This is a genomic window from Paenibacillus donghaensis (assembly GCF_002192415.1).
Lineage (GTDB): Bacteria > Bacillota > Bacilli > Paenibacillales > Paenibacillaceae > Paenibacillus_AQ > Paenibacillus_AQ donghaensis.
In genome coordinates this window covers 1,321,959-1,338,343 of sequence record NZ_CP021780.1, presented here as the reverse complement: position 1 = coordinate 1,338,343, position 16,385 = coordinate 1,321,959, and the positions used below count along the sequence as shown (strand labels likewise).

Annotated in this window: 15 protein-coding genes, 2 tRNA genes and 1 pseudogene; 2 read left to right on the top strand and 16 right to left on the bottom strand. The window is 53.1% G+C overall.

Translation table 11 applies throughout. The features are described 5' to 3' along the window. Positions 1-24 precede the first annotated feature (24 nt). The 4 genes and pseudogenes from B9T62_RS41190 to nrdR all read right to left on the bottom strand — a co-directional run bounded on the left by B9T62_RS41190 (position 25) and on the right by nrdR (position 3,849). A pseudogene (locus B9T62_RS41190) lies at positions 25-2,231 on the bottom strand (rhamnogalacturonan lyase). Between the two features lie 754 nt (positions 2,232-2,985). Next, positions 2,986-3,058 (bottom strand) — tRNA-Lys (locus B9T62_RS05600). 12 nt (positions 3,059-3,070) lie between these two features. After that, positions 3,071-3,146: transfer RNA gene (locus B9T62_RS05595), tRNA-Ala, on the bottom strand. Between the two features lie 229 nt (positions 3,147-3,375). Then, on the bottom strand, positions 3,376-3,849 hold the full coding sequence (nrdR, locus tag B9T62_RS05590) for a transcriptional regulator NrdR (RefSeq protein ID WP_087914362.1): 474 nt from the start codon (positions 3,847-3,849) through the stop codon (positions 3,376-3,378). Positions 3,850-3,980: 131 nt separating this feature from the next. Between nrdR and B9T62_RS05585 the strand changes: the two genes are divergently transcribed. After that, positions 3,981-4,199, top strand: a complete 219-nt coding sequence (locus B9T62_RS05585; protein ID WP_042126012.1) for an alpha/beta-type small acid-soluble spore protein — start codon at positions 3,981-3,983, stop codon at positions 4,197-4,199. Between the two features lie 81 nt (positions 4,200-4,280). On the opposite strand, the gene B9T62_RS05580 is transcribed toward B9T62_RS05585, so the two are convergent. From B9T62_RS05580 to B9T62_RS05535, 10 genes are all read right to left on the bottom strand, one after another. Then, entirely contained in the window at positions 4,281-4,844 is a 564-nt protein-coding gene (locus B9T62_RS05580) for a lytic transglycosylase domain-containing protein (RefSeq protein WP_087914361.1), read from the bottom strand. Continuing rightward, positions 4,841-5,434 carry a dephospho-CoA kinase gene (coaE, locus tag B9T62_RS05575; protein WP_087914360.1) on the bottom strand — a complete coding sequence of 198 codons (594 nt, stop codon included), beginning with the start codon at positions 5,432-5,434 and terminating at the stop codon, positions 4,841-4,843. Before coaE ends, B9T62_RS05580 begins: the two co-directional genes overlap by 4 nt. Before the next feature lie 9 nt (positions 5,435-5,443). After that, complete coding sequence (locus B9T62_RS05570) at positions 5,444-6,190, bottom strand: manganese efflux pump (RefSeq protein WP_087914359.1); 747 nt, start codon at positions 6,188-6,190, stop codon at positions 5,444-5,446. Positions 6,191-6,362: 172 nt separating this feature from the next. Next, complete coding sequence (mutM, locus tag B9T62_RS05565) at positions 6,363-7,199, bottom strand: DNA-formamidopyrimidine glycosylase (protein WP_087914358.1); 837 nt, start codon at positions 7,197-7,199, stop codon at positions 6,363-6,365. A 52-nt stretch (positions 7,200-7,251) separates the two neighbouring features. Next, entirely contained in the window at positions 7,252-9,915 is a 2,664-nt protein-coding gene (gene polA, locus B9T62_RS05560; protein ID WP_087914357.1) for a DNA polymerase I, read from the bottom strand. A gap of 178 nt (positions 9,916-10,093) precedes the next feature. After that, a complete protein-coding gene (gene phoU, locus B9T62_RS05555; protein ID WP_087914356.1) occupies positions 10,094-10,753 on the bottom strand; it encodes a phosphate signaling complex protein PhoU in 660 nt (219 codons plus the stop codon). Between the two features lie 33 nt (positions 10,754-10,786). Further along, the gene (gene pstB, locus B9T62_RS05550) at positions 10,787-11,542 is read right to left on the bottom strand and encodes a phosphate ABC transporter ATP-binding protein PstB (protein WP_245864353.1); all 756 of its coding nucleotides are present in this window, start codon (positions 11,540-11,542) and stop codon (positions 10,787-10,789) included. 106 nt (positions 11,543-11,648) lie between these two features. After that, positions 11,649-12,377, bottom strand: a complete 729-nt coding sequence (locus B9T62_RS05545) for a response regulator transcription factor (protein WP_087914354.1) — start codon at positions 12,375-12,377, stop codon at positions 11,649-11,651. Between the two features lie 125 nt (positions 12,378-12,502). Then, a complete protein-coding gene (gene pnpS / locus B9T62_RS05540; RefSeq protein ID WP_087914353.1) occupies positions 12,503-14,296 on the bottom strand; it encodes a two-component system histidine kinase PnpS in 1,794 nt (597 codons plus the stop codon). Between the two features lie 154 nt (positions 14,297-14,450). Beyond that, positions 14,451-14,627 carry an IS3 family transposase gene (locus B9T62_RS05535; protein ID WP_281257756.1) on the bottom strand — a complete coding sequence of 59 codons (177 nt, stop codon included), beginning with the start codon at positions 14,625-14,627 and terminating at the stop codon, positions 14,451-14,453. Between the two features lie 75 nt (positions 14,628-14,702). Between B9T62_RS05535 and B9T62_RS38730 the strand changes: the two genes are divergently transcribed. Then, positions 14,703-14,861, top strand: coding sequence for a hypothetical protein (locus B9T62_RS38730; RefSeq protein WP_157685464.1), 159 nt, complete (start codon positions 14,703-14,705; stop codon positions 14,859-14,861). Between the two features lie 101 nt (positions 14,862-14,962). On the opposite strand, the gene B9T62_RS05530 is transcribed toward B9T62_RS38730, so the two are convergent. After that, positions 14,963-15,271, bottom strand: coding sequence for a hypothetical protein (locus B9T62_RS05530; RefSeq protein WP_087914351.1), 309 nt, complete (start codon positions 15,269-15,271; stop codon positions 14,963-14,965). 73 nt (positions 15,272-15,344) lie between these two features. Then, positions 15,345-16,091: an ABC transporter ATP-binding protein gene (locus B9T62_RS05525; RefSeq protein ID WP_087914350.1), complete on the bottom strand. Its 747-nt coding sequence runs from the start codon at positions 16,089-16,091 to the stop codon at positions 15,345-15,347. Positions 16,092-16,385 lie beyond the last annotated feature (294 nt).

Sequence of the window (16,385 nt, the reverse complement as noted above, 5' to 3'; positions counted from 1 at the left end):
CTGTACCCTCCTGTCCGATTCACCTTACTTCTCACTTCTGAACGAGAGATCTGGAACCGGAACCTTGGACCAGTTCATATCCGTGCCCAGATAGAAGCTGGTGTAGCAGGGCTGGTTATACACCACGTTCTGCCAGGCTACCCCTGTTCGGTACTGGGGATCGTGCATCAGGGTGTACAGCTTCCGGTCCGTCACCTCCGTGCTCATGTAGATGCGGATGGCCTCGCTGTCCGCCGTACGCACAACCAGTTCCTCCCGCCAATCCCCGAACAGATCCGCCACCAGGCAGGGATTGCCCTTGGTGCCGTTGTTGGAGCGCGTGCCTTCGGCCGTCAGCAGCCGGCCCCGCTTCCAGTCTTCAATGGCAACCGGTTCGTCAAAAGTGCCGCTGATGAACTGGGTGGTCATGTCTGCCGCCCACTTGATGCTCATGTTGGTGCCGGGAGCCCGCTCATCCAGTCTCTCGCCCTTGGCCGAGCGCAACCCCCGGGATGGCTCATGTGCCAGGTGGCTTTCGCTGCACCAGGTTTGCAGCCCCGGCACCTCCGGATCCACTTTGCCGATCATGCCCCGGCCCACATCCTCCTTGGCAAAGGCGCCGTACAGCACCTCTCCAGTAGCTGCATCCCGCAAGGTATATCCATATGGGCCATGAATGCCCTCCTCATGGACCATATAAATCTGGAGACCGTCCCGGTCGGGATCGATGACCGCCACATGCAAGGCATCCCCGTGGCCCAACTTGGCGTACTCCCCTGGAACCACGCTCCCCTCCGGCAGAATACCCCCGGAGCTGTACAGGATGCTGCCGTCATGGTCAATGGTGGCCGACCCGTAGACGATTTCCTGGCAGCCGTCCCCGTCAACGTCGGCGGTGGACAGTGCATGGGCGCCCTGCTTGGCCAGCCCGCCGAAGCCGGGATTCCGGCCGTCCTGCAGGTGCAGCGTATCCCGGAATGGATTGTTCATGGTGACCCAGCCGCTGTCGGTGTACCATATCTCCTTCAGTTCCCGTCCGTCCCAGCTGTAAGCGGCCATGGTGGCCCGGGTGTAATACCCGCGGGCAAACAACGCATAGGGCTTGCAGCCGTCCAGATAGGCCACCCCCGCTAGGAAGCGGTCCACCCGGTTTCCCGGCTCGATGCGATTCCATGAATAGTCCCCCACATGAGCCCGTCGTCATGGCGTCCCGGCTTGTAGCGGACCGTCGCAAGCTCTTCTCCCGTTTCGCCACGGAAGACGCTGAGGTACTCCGGTCCTTTCAGAATAAAGCCCTCGAATTGGCGCAGCTTGTTGTGCTCGCTTCTTCCGGGTGCATACATATCCAGGAAATAATCTGCCAGGCGCACCGCATCCTCCCGGGAGAGCGGATAGGCATATTTAGGGGCAATGCCGAAGCACTCCTCCAGCGTAGCCGGCCAGCGCCCGGCCACCACCTCCTCGTGCTTGTGCCAGCTCTGGAACATATCCACCACATGCTCCGCATAATCGACGCTGCTCATGCGGTAATCATCATTATGGCTGTATCCAGCCTCCGCATCCTCCGGCAGCAGGGTGATGAAGGCTTCGGAGACGGGAGAGCCGTCCCGATACCGGATCACCCGGGTGCCCGGCGCCGTCTTGAACACCAGCTCCGCCTTGCCGTCCCCGTCGAAGTCATAAACCAGGAACTGGGTGTAATGGGCACCCGCCCGGATATTGACCCCCAGATCAATCCGGTACAACAGTGTGCCGTCTAGCTTGTAACAGTCCAGATAGACATTCCCCGTATAGCCAATATGAGAGACATCCTTGGAGTTGGACGGGTCCCATTTGACGATATATTCGTATTCCCCATCGCCGTCCACGTCGCCCACACTCATGTCATTGGCACTGTATGTATAGGACTGACCCACGGGCGTAACCCCGTCCGCCGGCTTCTGCAGCGGAATTTCCAGATAGGGGGTTTCCCACGGACGGATTTCGGTGCTCCGGTCCTGTTCCTCCCCGTTAATCACTGCTGCCACCGAATAGTCCGATTCCCGGGTGCCGGCTTTATCCAGATAATTGGTGCTGTCGCCGATCTCCGCCACAAGCAAACCGTTGCGGTACAAGCGGAAATCCGCACCGGTTAGGCCGCGGTCTGAAGCAGCGGTCACCTCCTGCCCCAAAAGCCGCCAGCTGATAAATATTCCCTCGGAAGTGCAGACTGCCGCCAGCCCCCGGTCCAAATGCTCCATTTGCACGCTCATTCCAGATCCTCCTCCGTTAATAATCCATATTCACAATTGACCCACACCGGTAACCTTTTCCTTCCTTAACCTGGTGGATGCCAAAGCTTCCAAAAATCAACACCAGTAGCATACTTCCCTTGGCCACTTCCAGCAATAGGACATTTTTGCCCGGACGGCTTCAGGGAGTAATACTTTTTTGAACGGATTGCATTATCTTGTACCCGCTGAGTGAGAGAACATAGACGGGGTCAAATAGCTGCTTTATTGGAAAAGACAATGATATAGCGCCACAAAAAAATAGCGACCGCCATCCGTTTTCTGTTCACGGAGGCGGTCGCCACTATTGCATAAATTCATCATTCGTAATCTGCCGGGAATGGTATGGATAACGAAATCATACCTTGCCCGAGTACAGATACAACAATACTACGGACTCAGGAGCCGCTATTTGCGGTAAAATGCATGTTTTGCTCGCCTTACGGACTGAGGAGCTCTTATTCACGCGAATCAACTCTAATTCGAGGTTGTTTTGACTACATAAGGGCTATACGGTCCGTAAAACTCAAAAACATCGCTGAAATGAGGAAATAGCGGCTATACGGTCCGCTAGAGGGGCTGGTTACTTATAAGTTCGGATGGGAGAGTAACGGTTTAAGCTGGAGTGATCCAATCTGGACGGGGAGGATCGGACAGCAATTAGGTTGGCTGAGATCATCCGAACAATATTACCTATCTACAACAAAAAAACGGCATCTCTGCCGTTCCTTTAGGATGGATTGTCAGGGGCTCGAACCCTGGACCTGCCGATTAAGAGTCGGCTGCTCTACCAACTAAGCTAACAATCCATGATGTGAAATTGGTGGAGCCTAGGGGGATCGAACCCCTGACCTCATCGCTGCCAGCGATGCGCTCTCCCAGCTGAGCTAAGGCCCCGAAATGTAATCATTACATGATACATTATGTAATCTAAATGTACTGCTTAGCCTTGTCATCGTCCGTCTTTTTCGACGTTCACGCTGTAGGCGACTTCTATATAATATAAAATATCAGCCCATATGTCAACACTTTTCTCAAAAAAGGATCTGAACGGTTAATTTACTGCGGCATGGGGCGGGATTAACGTTGTTATACAGCAGTGGTCCCGCCCTCCAGACTGGAGTGCCTAGATGCCGTCCAGCTCGCCGCTTTTGGACAGCAGGCCCTTCAGTTCCTTCATAAACATATTGATGTCCTTGAATTGGCGGTACACGGACGCGAAGCGCACGTAGGCTACTTCATCCACCGGGTACAGCTGCTCCATCACCAGCTCGCCGATCTGGCGGCTCTCCAGTTCAGCCAGGGCGATACCGCGCAGCGACTTCTCCACCTCGGAAACGATAACCTCTAGGCGCTCTACAGGGACCGGACGTTTCTCACAGGCACGGATCAGACCACGCAGGATTTTGTCGCGGCTGAACTCTTCGCGGCTGCCATCCTTTTTGATCACAATCAGCGGCGTTTCTTCAATCATCTCGAAGGTAGTGAAGCGCTTGCTGCAGCGTTCGCACTCACGCCTGCGCCGGATGGACTTATTCTCATTGGCAGGACGCGAGTCCAGCACCTTCGTATTTGTATGATCACAGTAAGGGCATTTCATAAGCTTCTCACTTCCTTTTGTGTAATGAATCGGCTATACTCTTTTTTCCATAATACACCGTTTATTATTTGTTATGAATATGCCATGTCCAGCACATAATACAGTTACCAACCGATAGGAGGTGAACAGCAATGAGCCAAAACAACAGCTCCAACAACCTTGTAGCACCTAACTCCCGCGGTGCCTTGGAACAACTGAAATATGAAGTTGCTCAAGAACTCGGTATTACGCTTTCCCCAGATGGATACCAAGGCAATAAAACATCTTACGAAAACGGTTCGATCGGTGGTTACATCACTAAACGTCTTGTAACCCTGGCAGAACAGCAACTGGCAGGACAATACAAATAACCTGTCGCTATAAGCTTGCCTAAGAAGTATTAAACGTCCTTCGGGCCGTTTGATACTTCTTTTACCTTGGCAGCAAGCCGCCTAGAATTCATTGTAAATCTCCGTGTATTGATCATAATAATGCTTGACCCGCTGTACATAATGCCGCGTCTCGCCAATCGGAATGTCTTTGACAGTGCCCTCCATCCCGTCCCACGAGCCTTCCTCCAGCCATTTCTTCACATTGCCGGGTCCGGCATTGTAGGCCGCAATCACGGCGGTACGGTTGCCGTCAAATTGGCGGGAGAGTGAGGACAGATACCACGTGCCCAGCTCTATGTTCGCCGAAGGCTCATGCTTCAGCTCCTCCAGCGACACATCCGGCAGCTTGGCCATTTCCAGCGCCCACTTGGCCGTGTCAGGCATAAGCTGCATCAGGCCGATCGCGCCTTTTTTGGATTCGCGACCGGTCTTGAAATTGGTCTCCACCCGGATAATGGCGGCAACCAGAAACGGGTCAATCTCATAAGTGATGCTGTGGCGGCGGATATCTTCTTTATAATGAATAGGATAGAACCAGGTCATCCAATTGGTGCTCAAGAATAAAATAGCGGTGAAACCGATGAAGAGCAGCAGCAGCACTCTTTTTTTGCGCAGCCAGCTCATGATAATCCCAGCCTGTCCCACAGCAGGGCAACCTGCCGCTCCGTATCCGCAAGCCCGCCGCTGTTGTCGATCACAACATCTGCGCGCCTGCGTTTCAGTTCAATATCCATTTGGGCTTTCAGCCGCCCTTCTGCCTGTTCCAAGGTGAGTGAATTTCGTTCCATCAAACGTGTCAGCTGCATGGATCGCGGCACATAGACGACAATAATCTGCCCAAACATCGTCTCCAGACCGGATTCGTACAGCAGCGGTATATCAACTATAACCAGAGCGGAGCCCGCGCTTTCCAGGCTGTGCATCTGTCTGTTCGTCTCCTGCCGGATGGCAGGATGGGTAATGGCGTTCAACTGCTCACGGGCAACAGGATCACGGAAGACGATTTCGCCAAGCCGCGCTCTGTTAAGTGTGCCATCCACCTGCAGTATCCCGCTGCCAAATTGCTGCACAGCCGCCTCCAGCACACCGGAACCCGGAAGCATGACTTCTCTCGCGATCACATCGGCATCGACAAGTCCGGCTCCCCGGTTCACAAACATGGCGGACACTGTGCTTTTTCCGGATGCAATACCTCCGGTTAAGCCCATTATCATGTATTCACCTCATAACAGCTTCATTATTCCCATTGTAATCAATAATAACGCCGGCAGCAGTCCAGCGTGCTTCATCCAGTAATGGCCAGAGAATTTCAGCCCTGTCTTCATGCCGAGCAGCAGAAATGTTCCGCTGAACAGCGCAATCATCAGCGAAGTCCAGACCGGATTGAATCCAAGCAGCGCAGCTCCCAGACCGGCACCGAACGCATCCAGTGAAAGGGCAATCCCCAGAAGCATCGCTTCTACCGCTGAGATGCTGCCCGAAGCATCCATATCAGCAGAGGACGGCGTACGCAGGATCTGCACAACGATCCCTAAGTGGCGCAGCTCCAGGGAGAACACCGCTGCCTTGGGAGCGGAATCCGCTTCACTGTTCATTCCGTTGGTAGCGTCTTCTTCATTCGAGCCTTCCGCAGCAGAACCCTCAACAGCAGCCCCAAGTATCTTCCCTGCGCCTGCCCCATTACCGCCATCCTTCTCCTTCTGGATCAGCATCTGCACCAGGGACCAGCAGCCCATGAGTACAAGGATGACCGCGCCTACCTCGGACGCGACATGCGGCGAGACCACCTTGGCCAGCAGCACACCCACTTGCATGGACACTAAGATCACAACGCCGGAGCAGAGCGAGATAATCAGAATCGACAGCAGCGGTATTTTCAATCTTCGCAAACCATATGTAACGCCAACACCAAAACCGTCCAAGCTTAAAGCAAAAGCCAATAACAGCAATGAAACCCATGGGCTAAGCACCCGCAATCCCTCCTGTGAAGAACCGGGAAGCCGGAGAAGGATTCTCCAGCTTCCGCTTCGCTCGATTCAGCATTCTTCACACAGTATATGGGCGGGACCAAGGAGGGGTGACAGCCCAGAGGCAAACCGCAAGGTAACAGGAGGAAACTCCACCTCCAAGCAGCCTTGTAGATCAGATTACGGACGGCCGCTGACAGCTTGGACAATAATGGGTGCCCCGTCCAGCGACAACAGTCTTCTCGATCATTGTGCCGCAGGTCGTACACGGCTGGTTCTTGCGGCCATAAATCAACAGCTGCTGCTGAAAGGTTCCGCTCTCGCCCTGACCGTTGACATAGGATTTGACGGAGGAGCCACCGGCCGCAACCGCCTCAGTCAAGGTACTGACAATGGCCTGGTGCAAGTGCTCCAGCTGCTCGTCAGAGAGCGCCTTGGCTCCCGTTTCCGGGTGGATGCCAGCCAGATGCAGCGATTCATCCACATAAATATTGCCAATGCCCACGATATATTCCTGATTGAGCAGCAGTGGTTTGATTTTGGTGCTCTTGGACGACACAATCTCCTTGAACCGCTCCAGTGTAAACGAAGGGTCCAGCGGCTCCTGTCCCAGCTTAGCGAGCGGCTTCAGTTGCAGATCCTCACCCGTCTGGAACAGATGCATGGTGCCAAACTGGCGCACATCGTGATAACGCAGCTCCGTGCCGTCAGTGAAATGAAACACAACATGGGTATGCTTGTCCAGCACATCGCCTTGCAGGTATAATCCATAACGGCCTTCCATCCGCAGATGGGAGACCATCACCAGACCGTCCAGGATGAAACGCAGGAACTTGCCTCTACGCTCTACATCCATTATAGTATGGCCCGCCAACAGATTGGCAAAAGCCTGAATATCGTCCGGGCGCTGGATAATCCGCGGCAGCCGTACGGTTACGTGTTGGATCTGCTTGCCTGTAATCAGTGCCTTCAATGTTCTTCTGACTGTTTCAACTTCCGGTAGTTCCGGCATGATAGCTCACCTCATGTACCATTATAACGGATATGACGCCTATGCGGGGTGCCTATTTCGCCTCATACCAGTTACTCCCAAAACTTACCTCCGCCTTCAGCGGCACCGACAGCTTCAGCGCCCCCTCCATCACTTGCGGCACCAGCGACTTCATCAGCTCCAGCTCATCCTCCGGCACCTCAAACACAAGTTCATCGTGTACCTGCAGCAGCATGCGGCTCTTCAGGCCGCGCTCATAGAGCGCCTTGTCCATCTGCACCATCGCCAGCTTGATAATATCGGCAGCAGTACCCTGAATCGGCGTATTCATCGCTGTGCGTTCAGCGAACGAACGCAGGTTGAAGTTCTTGGCATTGATCTCCGGCAGGTAACGACGGCGCTCCAGCAGCGTGGTTACATATCCGTTGCTCTTCGCTTCCGTAACAATATCGTCCATATATTTACGCACACCCTGGAATACATCGAAATACTGTTCGATGAACCGGGCCGCTTCTTTGCGGGGAATGTTCAGGTTCTGAGAAAGCCCATAATCGCTGATTCCATACACAATCCCGAAGTTGACCGCCTTGGCGGAACGCCTCATATTGCCATCCACCTGCTCGGCAGTTACGCCGAATACATCCATCGCCGTTTTGGTGTGGATATCCATATCATTCAGAAAAGCTTCCTTCAGTCCTTCATCATCGGCGATATGCGCCAGCACCCGCAGCTCGATCTGCGAATAGTCGGCGGCCAGAATCGACCAGCCCGGCTCGGACGGAACAAAAATCTTGCGGATCTTGCGCCCCTCCTCCAGCCGGATCGGAATGTTCTGCAGGTTCGGGAACTGGCTGCTGAGCCGCCCGGTAGCGGCAATCGTCTGGCGGTAGAAGGTGTGCACCTTGCCCGTCTGCGGAGAAATTTCCTTCAGCAGGCCTTCCACATAGGTGGATTGCAGCTTGGCGATTGTGCGGTAATTAAGAATATGACGCACCGCTGCGTGGTAAGGCGCCAGCTTCTCCAGCACTTCAGCGTCGGTGGAATAGCCGGTTTTGGTCTTCTTGACAACGGGCAGACCCAGTTTGTCGAACAGAATCTCACCAAGCTGCTTAGGCGAATTCAGGTTGAACTCCACTCCGCAGATTTGGTAAATCTCCGTGACCAGCTTATGGATCTGCGCCTCAAATTCCTTGCCCAGCTCTTGCAGATCATCCTTGTTGGCCGCGATGCCCTGCTTCTCCATATCGGCCAGAATCCGCGAGAGCGGCATTTCCAGGTCCTTGAAGAGTCCTGTCATGTCGGTTTCCACCAACTCCTGCTGCTGGCGTGCAGCGATGCCAAGCACTGTGGCGCTTTTGCGTGCTACATGGGTGCCCAGCACCTCCAGTTCAGGAATGCGGTATTTCGCCCCTTTGCCGAAAATATCTTCATCCGGCGACAAACGGGGCAGGGCGTATTTGGTGGTCAGATCATTAAGATTCTGGTTCGCTTCTGTCGGGTCGAGCAGATAGGCTGCCAGCTGCACGTCATGCGCCGCTCCGGCAAAAGCAATTCCCTGCCAATGCAGCGCCAGGTCTGCACGGTGCAGATCATAACCGCTCTTAGGCGCCTTCTCGTCGCCCAGCCATTTCCGCAGCTTCTCCGCCGCAGGCTGCAGCAGGAGGGCAAACGGCACGAAATAATGCCGCTCCGGCGAGGACAGCCCAAGTCCAATCACCTCGGAGCGGTGTGGATTATCGCCATTGGTCTCCAGATGCATTGCTGCAATTTCCGGAAGATCAGCCAGCAGCTGCTTCAGGCCTGCCTCATCCACAAGCATGATATCCAGCTCTGCCGCTTCCACCTGGGCCGCTTCAGCTTCGGGAGATTGCGTATACGCGCTCAGCGACAGCCGTTCCAGCAGGGATCTGAATTCCAGCTTCGCTAGCGCCGGACCTGCCGTCTCAGCGCGGATCGCGCTGAAGGTCATATCCTCCCACGAATGCTCCAGCGGCACCTCACGGTAGATAGTCGCCAGACGTTTACTCATCCGGGCATCCTCCGCATGCGTTTCCAGCTTCTCCTTCATCTTGCCTTTAAGCTCATCGGTTCCGGCAAGCACGCCTTCGACTGATCCGAACTGCTGCAGCAGCTTAAGAGCCGTCTTCTCGCCTACTCCGGGAACGCCGGGAATATTGTCACTGGCATCGCCCATCAGCCCCTTCAGATCGATGATCTGCAGCGGGGTAAGATCGTATTTCTCGCGGATCTGCTGCGGGCCGTACAGCTCAATCTCGCTGACTCCCTTGCGGATCAGCGCTACGGTGGTATGCTCCGAGGCCAGCTGCAGCATATCCTTATCCCCCGAGACAATCATCACCTGCCGCCCGGCCTCATCGGCCTGGCGGGAGATCGTGCCGATAATATCGTCGGCCTCATAACTGGCGATCTCGAACTGGGGCACACCTAGCGCCTGCAGCAGCTCTTTAAGCATCGGGAACTGTTCCGACAGCTCCGGCGGGGTCTTCTCGCGTCCACCCTTATATTCCTGGTAGCCTTCGTGCCGGAAGGTAACCTTGCCCGCATCAAAAGCGACGATCATATGTGTAGGTTTATGCTCCTCAATTAGTCGCAGCAGCATGGTCGTGAATCCATAGACTGCATTGGTCTGCTGGCCGGCTGTATTTGTCAGCGGCGGCATCGCAAAAAATGCACGGTAGATAATATTGTTGCCGTCAATCAGAATCAGCTTGTCCACTTTCGCACCTCGCCTTTATCAATACTTGCTGTTTATATCTTAACATATGCCCTGCCCAAGTAGAAAAGCTTTGAGAGCATACGCCCTGAAAGTTCAAAAAAACGCCGGCGGCCGCAGGCGTTTGTGAAAAAAACACTTCTATATAATTGTACCCTCAGGCAGCAGTGCTAATCCGCTGCTATTGATTTAAATCCGGACGTTTGCCAGTTACCAGATATACGACACTCTCGCCGATATTCGTAGCATGGTCAGCGATCCGTTCAATATATCGGCCTACCAGCGTCAGCAGCATCGCTTGCGACAAGGCGTCCGGCTTCTCCACCATATAGGCGTACAGCTCGTTGATCATCAGGCTGTACAGCTGATCCACCTGATCATCGTCCTGGGCCATTTTGTAAGCAAGGTCAGTATTCTCATCCAGATAAGACTGGATCGCTTCCGTAGTCATACCGGTCACAATTTCAGCCATCCGGGGAATATCAACCAACGGCTTAATCAGCTGCTGTCCCTGTATACGCATCGTCACCTTCGCTACGTCAAGCGCAAGGTCGCCCATCCGCTCCAGGTCACTGGATATTTTGAAAGCCACGATAATCCGGCGCAGGTCCTTGGCAACCGGCTGCTGGGTAATAATCAGCCGCGAACCGATCTCCATGATTTTGTCTTCCATGGCATTCAGATGCAAATCCGCCTTAACGATCTCCTGGGCACGTGTAGTGTCCAGCGTCTGAAGTGCGGTAACGGCACCCTCCAGTGCATCGGTTACATGCTCCCCCATCTGCTGCAGCAGGCTGCGCAGCTCCTCGAGGTCTTTATCGAATTCTTTTCTGCGAATCATAGTAAGGGCGATCCTCCTCAGTAGCGTATGGTCTTAGCCGAAACGGCCGGAAATATAGTCTTCTGTACGGGAATCCTTCGGGTTCGAGAAGAGCAGCTCGGTATCTGCAGCCTCTACGATCACACCATTAAGGAAGAACACAGTACGTCCCGATACGCGCGCGGCCTGATGCATATTATGCGTGACCATAACGATCGTATACTTGCTTCTCAGCTCCTGGACCAGCTCTTCGATCTTCAGCGTGGAGATCGGATCAAGGGCAGAGGTCGCCTCATCCATCAGCAGAATGTCAGGCTGCACCGCCAGTGCTCTGGCAATACACAGACGCTGCTGCTGTCCGCCGGACAAGCTGAGGGCAGACTTCTTCAGGAAATCCTTCACTTCCTCCCACAGTGCCGATTGGCGCAGGCTTTGCTCCACCAGTTCATCCAGCTCGCTTTTGGAAGGATTGCCATGCAGTCTCGGGCCATAGGCCACATTGTCATATATCGACTTGGGAAAAGGATTCGGCTGTTGGAATACCATGCCGACCTGCTTGCGCAGACTCTCCACCTCTACCTCGTCGCTGTAGATATTTTTGCCGCTGATATTGACGGTTCCTTCAATTCTTGTGCCCGGGATCATGTCATTCATCCGGTTGAGAGTACGCAGCAGCGTGGACTTTCCGCACCCGGAGGGACCGATAAAAGCAGTAACCTGCTTCTCGGGAATTTGCAAATCCACGTTCTTCAGCGCGTGGAAAGAATCATAGTAGAGATCAAGCTTCTCTATGTCAATGATGGATTTCATTTGTGTATGCGTCTCCTTCTCATCATCTTCGTCCCTCATGATAAGCTTTCAGTGTAAATACAGTTGAAGAGAAATGTTAACGCATTGTAAAATTAACTCCGTCATTCTAAACGACCGGAGTTCTTTTCTTGTTAACCACCAGCTTGTAGCCTACGCCACGAATGGAGTCAATATGAACGGATTCAGGGTCAAGCTCCAGCTTCTTGCGCAGGGAACTGACATGTACATCCACGGTTCGCTGACCGCCGATATAATCAAAGCCCCATACCGCATTCATCAGATCATCTCTGGTCAGGACAACTCCCGGCTTGCGGGCCAGATACAGCAGCACTTCAAATTCCTTCGGCCGCAGGTTGATGCTCTGACCGCTGAGGGATACCTCGTAACGCTCCGGGTAGATCTCCAGCTGTCCCAGAATAATGGTTGAAGCAGACACTGGTGTTTCCGGCTGCACTTCCTCAGCCAGTCCGGATATCCGCCGCAGCACAGCACTGACCCGGGCGAGCAGCTCGGAAACACCAAACGGTTTCGTAATATAATCATCCGCTCCGGACTTCAGTCCACGGACCACGTCCTCTTCCGCATTCTTAGCGGTCAGCACGATGACCGGCGTGCGGATGCCTTGTCCGCGCAATTTATCCAGAATATCAAGGCCGTTCATTCCAGGCAGCATCAGATCCAGCACGATCAGCTCAAAAGGTTCTTTGGCCGCACGCTCATACCCCGCTGTTCCATGATCCTCCACGGTCACCTCGTAGCCTTCCTGCGTTAGATTATAGGACAACAACCGAGCCAATGTCGGTTCGTCCTCAATGACAAGCAATCGTTGTGCCATAGGTTCCCCCGTCTTCATATGTTTATAAATTTACAAAACAACAACAAACCCATCATATCACCGGAATGTTAACTTGGTGTAAAAAATAGCCGACCCTCTGCATTAAACTGTTCAAGCCCATTTTCCTATAGCTTCTCCTCCTGCAGCAGCGGCAATTCCAGAATAAATGAGCTGCCGATGCCCAGTTCACTCTGCACGGAAATGGCGCCGCGGTGCAGCTCCACCAGATGCTTCACAATCGACAGTCCGAGTCCGGTACCGCCGGAGCTGCGCGATCTTGCCTTGTCTACCCGGTAAAAACGCTCGAAGATACGCGGCAGATCCTTGCGCGGGATGCCCATTCCCGTGTCGCTGACCGTGAACACGACCGTTTCGGTCCCGTCCGGCTTCACACGGTTGATGACAGATACTTTTACACTGCCGCCTTCATGGGTGTAGTTGATTGCGTTGGAGAGCAGGTTCATAAAGATCTGGCGCAGCTTGTCTTCATCGCCTTCGATAAATAGTTCTTCCGGCACCTCGGCACTGAGGCTGATGTTCTTCTTCTCTGCAACCTTGCTGATGGTGCCGAGCACGGAATCAAAGAAATCAATCAAGTGAACCGGGGAGCAGTCAAGCTGAACGCGTTTGGATTCGATTTTGGACAGCTCCAGAATATCCCCAATCAGCCGGTTCAACCGCTCATTCTCATCATAGATGATCTGCAGGAACGAGCGGGCAGTCTTCTCATCTGTAACACCCCCGCCAAGCAGAGTCTCGGCGAATCCCTTGACTGCGGCTACCGGCGTCTTCAGCTCATGGGAGACATTGGCGACAAATTCGCTGCGCATCTTCTCCAGCCGGCGAATTTCGGTCACCTCCTGCAGCAGGAACAGCATGCCCCGGTAGGAGTCATCCTGCATCATCGGCACGGCATCCAGGCGAATAATCCGTTCTCCCGGGTTGTAGATGGTGCGCTCCTCATGAATCGGCTGCTTGTTCGACACCCCTTCCTCCACCAGCCGGGTCAGCTCATAATGCCGCTTCAGCTCGCGGTAGGAATGTCCAGCCACTTCACTGTTGCTGATATCTAGCATCTTCTCGGTGGCCCGGTTCACAAGCGCAATCTTCTCCTCCGCGTTAATCATCAGAATGCCGCCGGTCATGTTGTCCAACACGCTCTGCAGCAGATCCTCGTTGTCGCGAATCGTCTTCAACTGATCTTGCAGGCTGTCTGCCATCGCATTGATAGCCGTGGCCAACTGGCCGACCTCATCCTTGCGCCGCATCGGAACACGTGCATCATAATCCAGATCGGTGATCCGCCGGGCCACACGGGTGATCTGCTCCAGCGGCGAGGTCATACTGGAGGCCACCTTGTAGCTGACCAGTGTAGCTGCCATGAACAGCAGCACCAGTACTCCAGCCATATACAGCCAGGCACGGTTCAATCCTTCGCTTACAGCGTCCAATCCCATGGAGAGTCTGATGTAACCATCGAAGCCTTGATCCGAGCTGACCGCCCCGGCAACATAGAGCATCTTACGGTCCAGCGTGTCGCTGTAACGGATCGACCGGCCCACCCCATCCTCGGCAGCCAGAATCTCCTCTTCACGGGTGGAGTGGTTGTCCATCTCCAGCGGATTCTTCTCCGAATCGCCGATCACGCGGCCTGCTTTGGTGATAAAGGTGATTCTTGAATCCGTAAGCTTGGCAATATGCTCTGCTTGCTGTGTGTAATAAGCAACCGCTTCGGGAGCCTCCATATCCACGAAATCCAGCGTGCCTGAGAGCAGATTTATTTCCCGGGACATGTTCTCTTCCAGAGCATTGATGTGGGAGTCCCTGAACAGTTGGGCCATCGTGAAGCCGGCTCCAATCATGGAGATGCCAATCAGGGCTATCAGAATAAATGTCAATCGTACACGAAACGGTTTCATGGATTAGCTCGGCCTCTTTCTTTACCTAGGTTCTTAAACTAATCCTAACTCCATTACTGGCAAAATACCAGTGGGTGAACCTGCAGGTTTGTGTAAAATGCCGTTGATATTGCGATTGGACCTCCGTCAAGATAGTGGACACTCGTTTAGAGAGTTATACGGCTCTTTTCTTCTTTTTAAAGGTGGCTACGAATTGGCAAGGAGAAACATAACCCAGTGCTCCATGGATTCGCTTGCGATTGTAAAAAAACTCAATATACTGGAAGATTCCATCCCGCGCTTGCTGTTTGGTTTTGAACCGGGGGCCATACTCCATAAAATAGGTAAAAATAAGACAATGCTGTTTACATGAAGGAGAACACGGTAAGATAGACGTATTCTAACTCATATAAGGCAGGGACCTTCAATGTCTACTTCATTTCCTTCACTAGCTCAAGAGACCCTTCGTCAGATGAAAGCAAGCGGAGAGTCGGTCTTTCTCTGTGTTCAGGATACCACCGAGATTAACTATTCCGGACGAGAAAAGACAACCGGTCTGGGCGACAGGGAAGCGGACTTTTTTTGAATTTCTTCATACGATGGAAAAAGATGGGTAGTCGTATGTCGTGCGTGCCGTTCAAAATCACATTACCGAAGAAGATGGCGGCCGGATGTGGGACAAAGTCTTCAAGCAGCCGGAGGGGCGTGCTTTTCAAATTCCAATAATGACAGACGCAACGTCTTATCAATGATTAAATGCTCAAAAAAATTAGCCACGCGATAACTCATCCGCCGCCCATTTAATTGCTCTACGAGCAGGAGAATACTTGTAAAAGCGTTTAAGGCAACTTGTCCCAACAGCCAAAAAACGGCATATACATACGGCAGTTCTCCCGCAATCACCCGCTCAGTCGTTCCTACAATTTTAGCAACCAGATAGATTTGGACAAGCGGTAAACACGCCTGAGCAAGCATAATGATATGACTAACTATCAATGCTCTCGGTGACTCCTTCCATCGAATAGACTATCCGCTCAGAATGACTCCTTTTACCAACGAGAATGAATGGTTAGTCACTGCCGTGTGGCAGAATGACTGCCATATCATGATATCCCCCGTCTGTTCCTTCTCCCCTGTCGTGCTCAACAGAATCAGTTAGTCTTCCGTCTTCCATACGGATTACACGATCTGTTGCTGATGCAACTAACGGATCATGCGTGACAATAACCACGGTCACTTGCTTGTCTGTATTTATCTTGCGCAGCAAGGCTACTATCGCCTCCGATGTCACAGTATCCAATGCTCCAGTAGGCTCATCAGCCCAGATGACGCAAGGATTATGGACAATAGCGCGGGCAATTGCAACCCGTTGGGCTTGCCCTCCGGACAGTTCATGAGGCATGGCCTTCAACTTATCCGATAACATGACATCTTCAAGTGCCGCTTTTGCCGCTTTGTGGGCAACTGCCATCTTAACGCCCTGACTGATAAGCGGCAATGCAACGTTATCAATGACATTCAACACAGGAATCAGATTGTATTGCTGATAGACAAAACCCATCGACGTCAGCCTGAGCGCGGAGACATCTTTTTCGCTCATTTGGTGCATCGCTTGCTTGTCGAACCAAATCTCGCCGCTGTCAGCCGATTCAATACCTGACAGCGTATAAAGCAACGTGGATTTGCCACAACCGGATGGCCCCATAATGCTCACCATCTCGCCCCTATGGATGTGCAAATCCACTCCTGATAATGCGACTGTTTGTGGAGTCGCTGCCATGCCGTAGTTCTTACGAACAGCTTTGGCTGCAATCATGATCTAGAAACCTCCTCTACACGGGCATAAGACCTAATTGGGCAATCGTTCCCTTCGTCGTCGTTACCTCTCCCACATGCCCCATGTAGGCAATCGCACCGTATTAACCGAATGCATCTGATAGTAATCGGATAACACAGCAAGTGCATCCTGGCAAGGCGCACACTGAGTAGAGACGACAATCACTAATAGTCCGTTTCCTAAAAAATCATATAGATTTTTCGTCCCTACCGGGAAATTAGGTAGTAACTCCCCAATCTCGGGTACAACACGTTGCTGCACCTTTTTCAAGAA

Bases quoted from the DNA above. Each gene is read 5' to 3' on its own strand.
- nrdR (WP_087914362.1), bottom strand. From the start codon at position 3,849: ATGAAATGCCCTTACTGTGATCATACAAATACGAAGGTGCTGGACTCG.
- B9T62_RS05585 (WP_042126012.1), top strand. From the start codon at position 3,981: ATGAGCCAAAACAACAGCTCCAACAACCTTGTAGCACCTAACTCCCGC.
- B9T62_RS05580 (WP_087914361.1), bottom strand. From the start codon at position 4,844: ATGAGCTGGCTGCGCAAAAAAAGAGTGCTGCTGCTGCTCTTCATCGGT.
- coaE (WP_087914360.1), bottom strand. From the start codon at position 5,434: ATGATAATGGGCTTAACCGGAGGTATTGCATCCGGAAAAAGCACAGTG.
- mutM (WP_087914358.1), bottom strand. From the start codon at position 7,199: ATGCCGGAACTACCGGAAGTTGAAACAGTCAGAAGAACATTGAAGGCA.
- phoU (WP_087914356.1), bottom strand. From the start codon at position 10,753: ATGATTCGCAGAAAAGAATTCGATAAAGACCTCGAGGAGCTGCGCAGC.
- pstB (WP_245864353.1), bottom strand. From the start codon at position 11,542: ATGAAATCCATCATTGACATAGAGAAGCTTGATCTCTACTATGATTCT.
- B9T62_RS05545 (WP_087914354.1), bottom strand. From the start codon at position 12,377: ATGGCACAACGATTGCTTGTCATTGAGGACGAACCGACATTGGCTCGG.
- pnpS (WP_087914353.1), bottom strand. From the start codon at position 14,296: ATGAAACCGTTTCGTGTACGATTGACATTTATTCTGATAGCCCTGATT.
- B9T62_RS38730 (WP_157685464.1), top strand. From the start codon at position 14,703: ATGTCTACTTCATTTCCTTCACTAGCTCAAGAGACCCTTCGTCAGATG.
- B9T62_RS05525 (WP_087914350.1), bottom strand. From the start codon at position 16,091: ATGATTGCAGCCAAAGCTGTTCGTAAGAACTACGGCATGGCAGCGACT.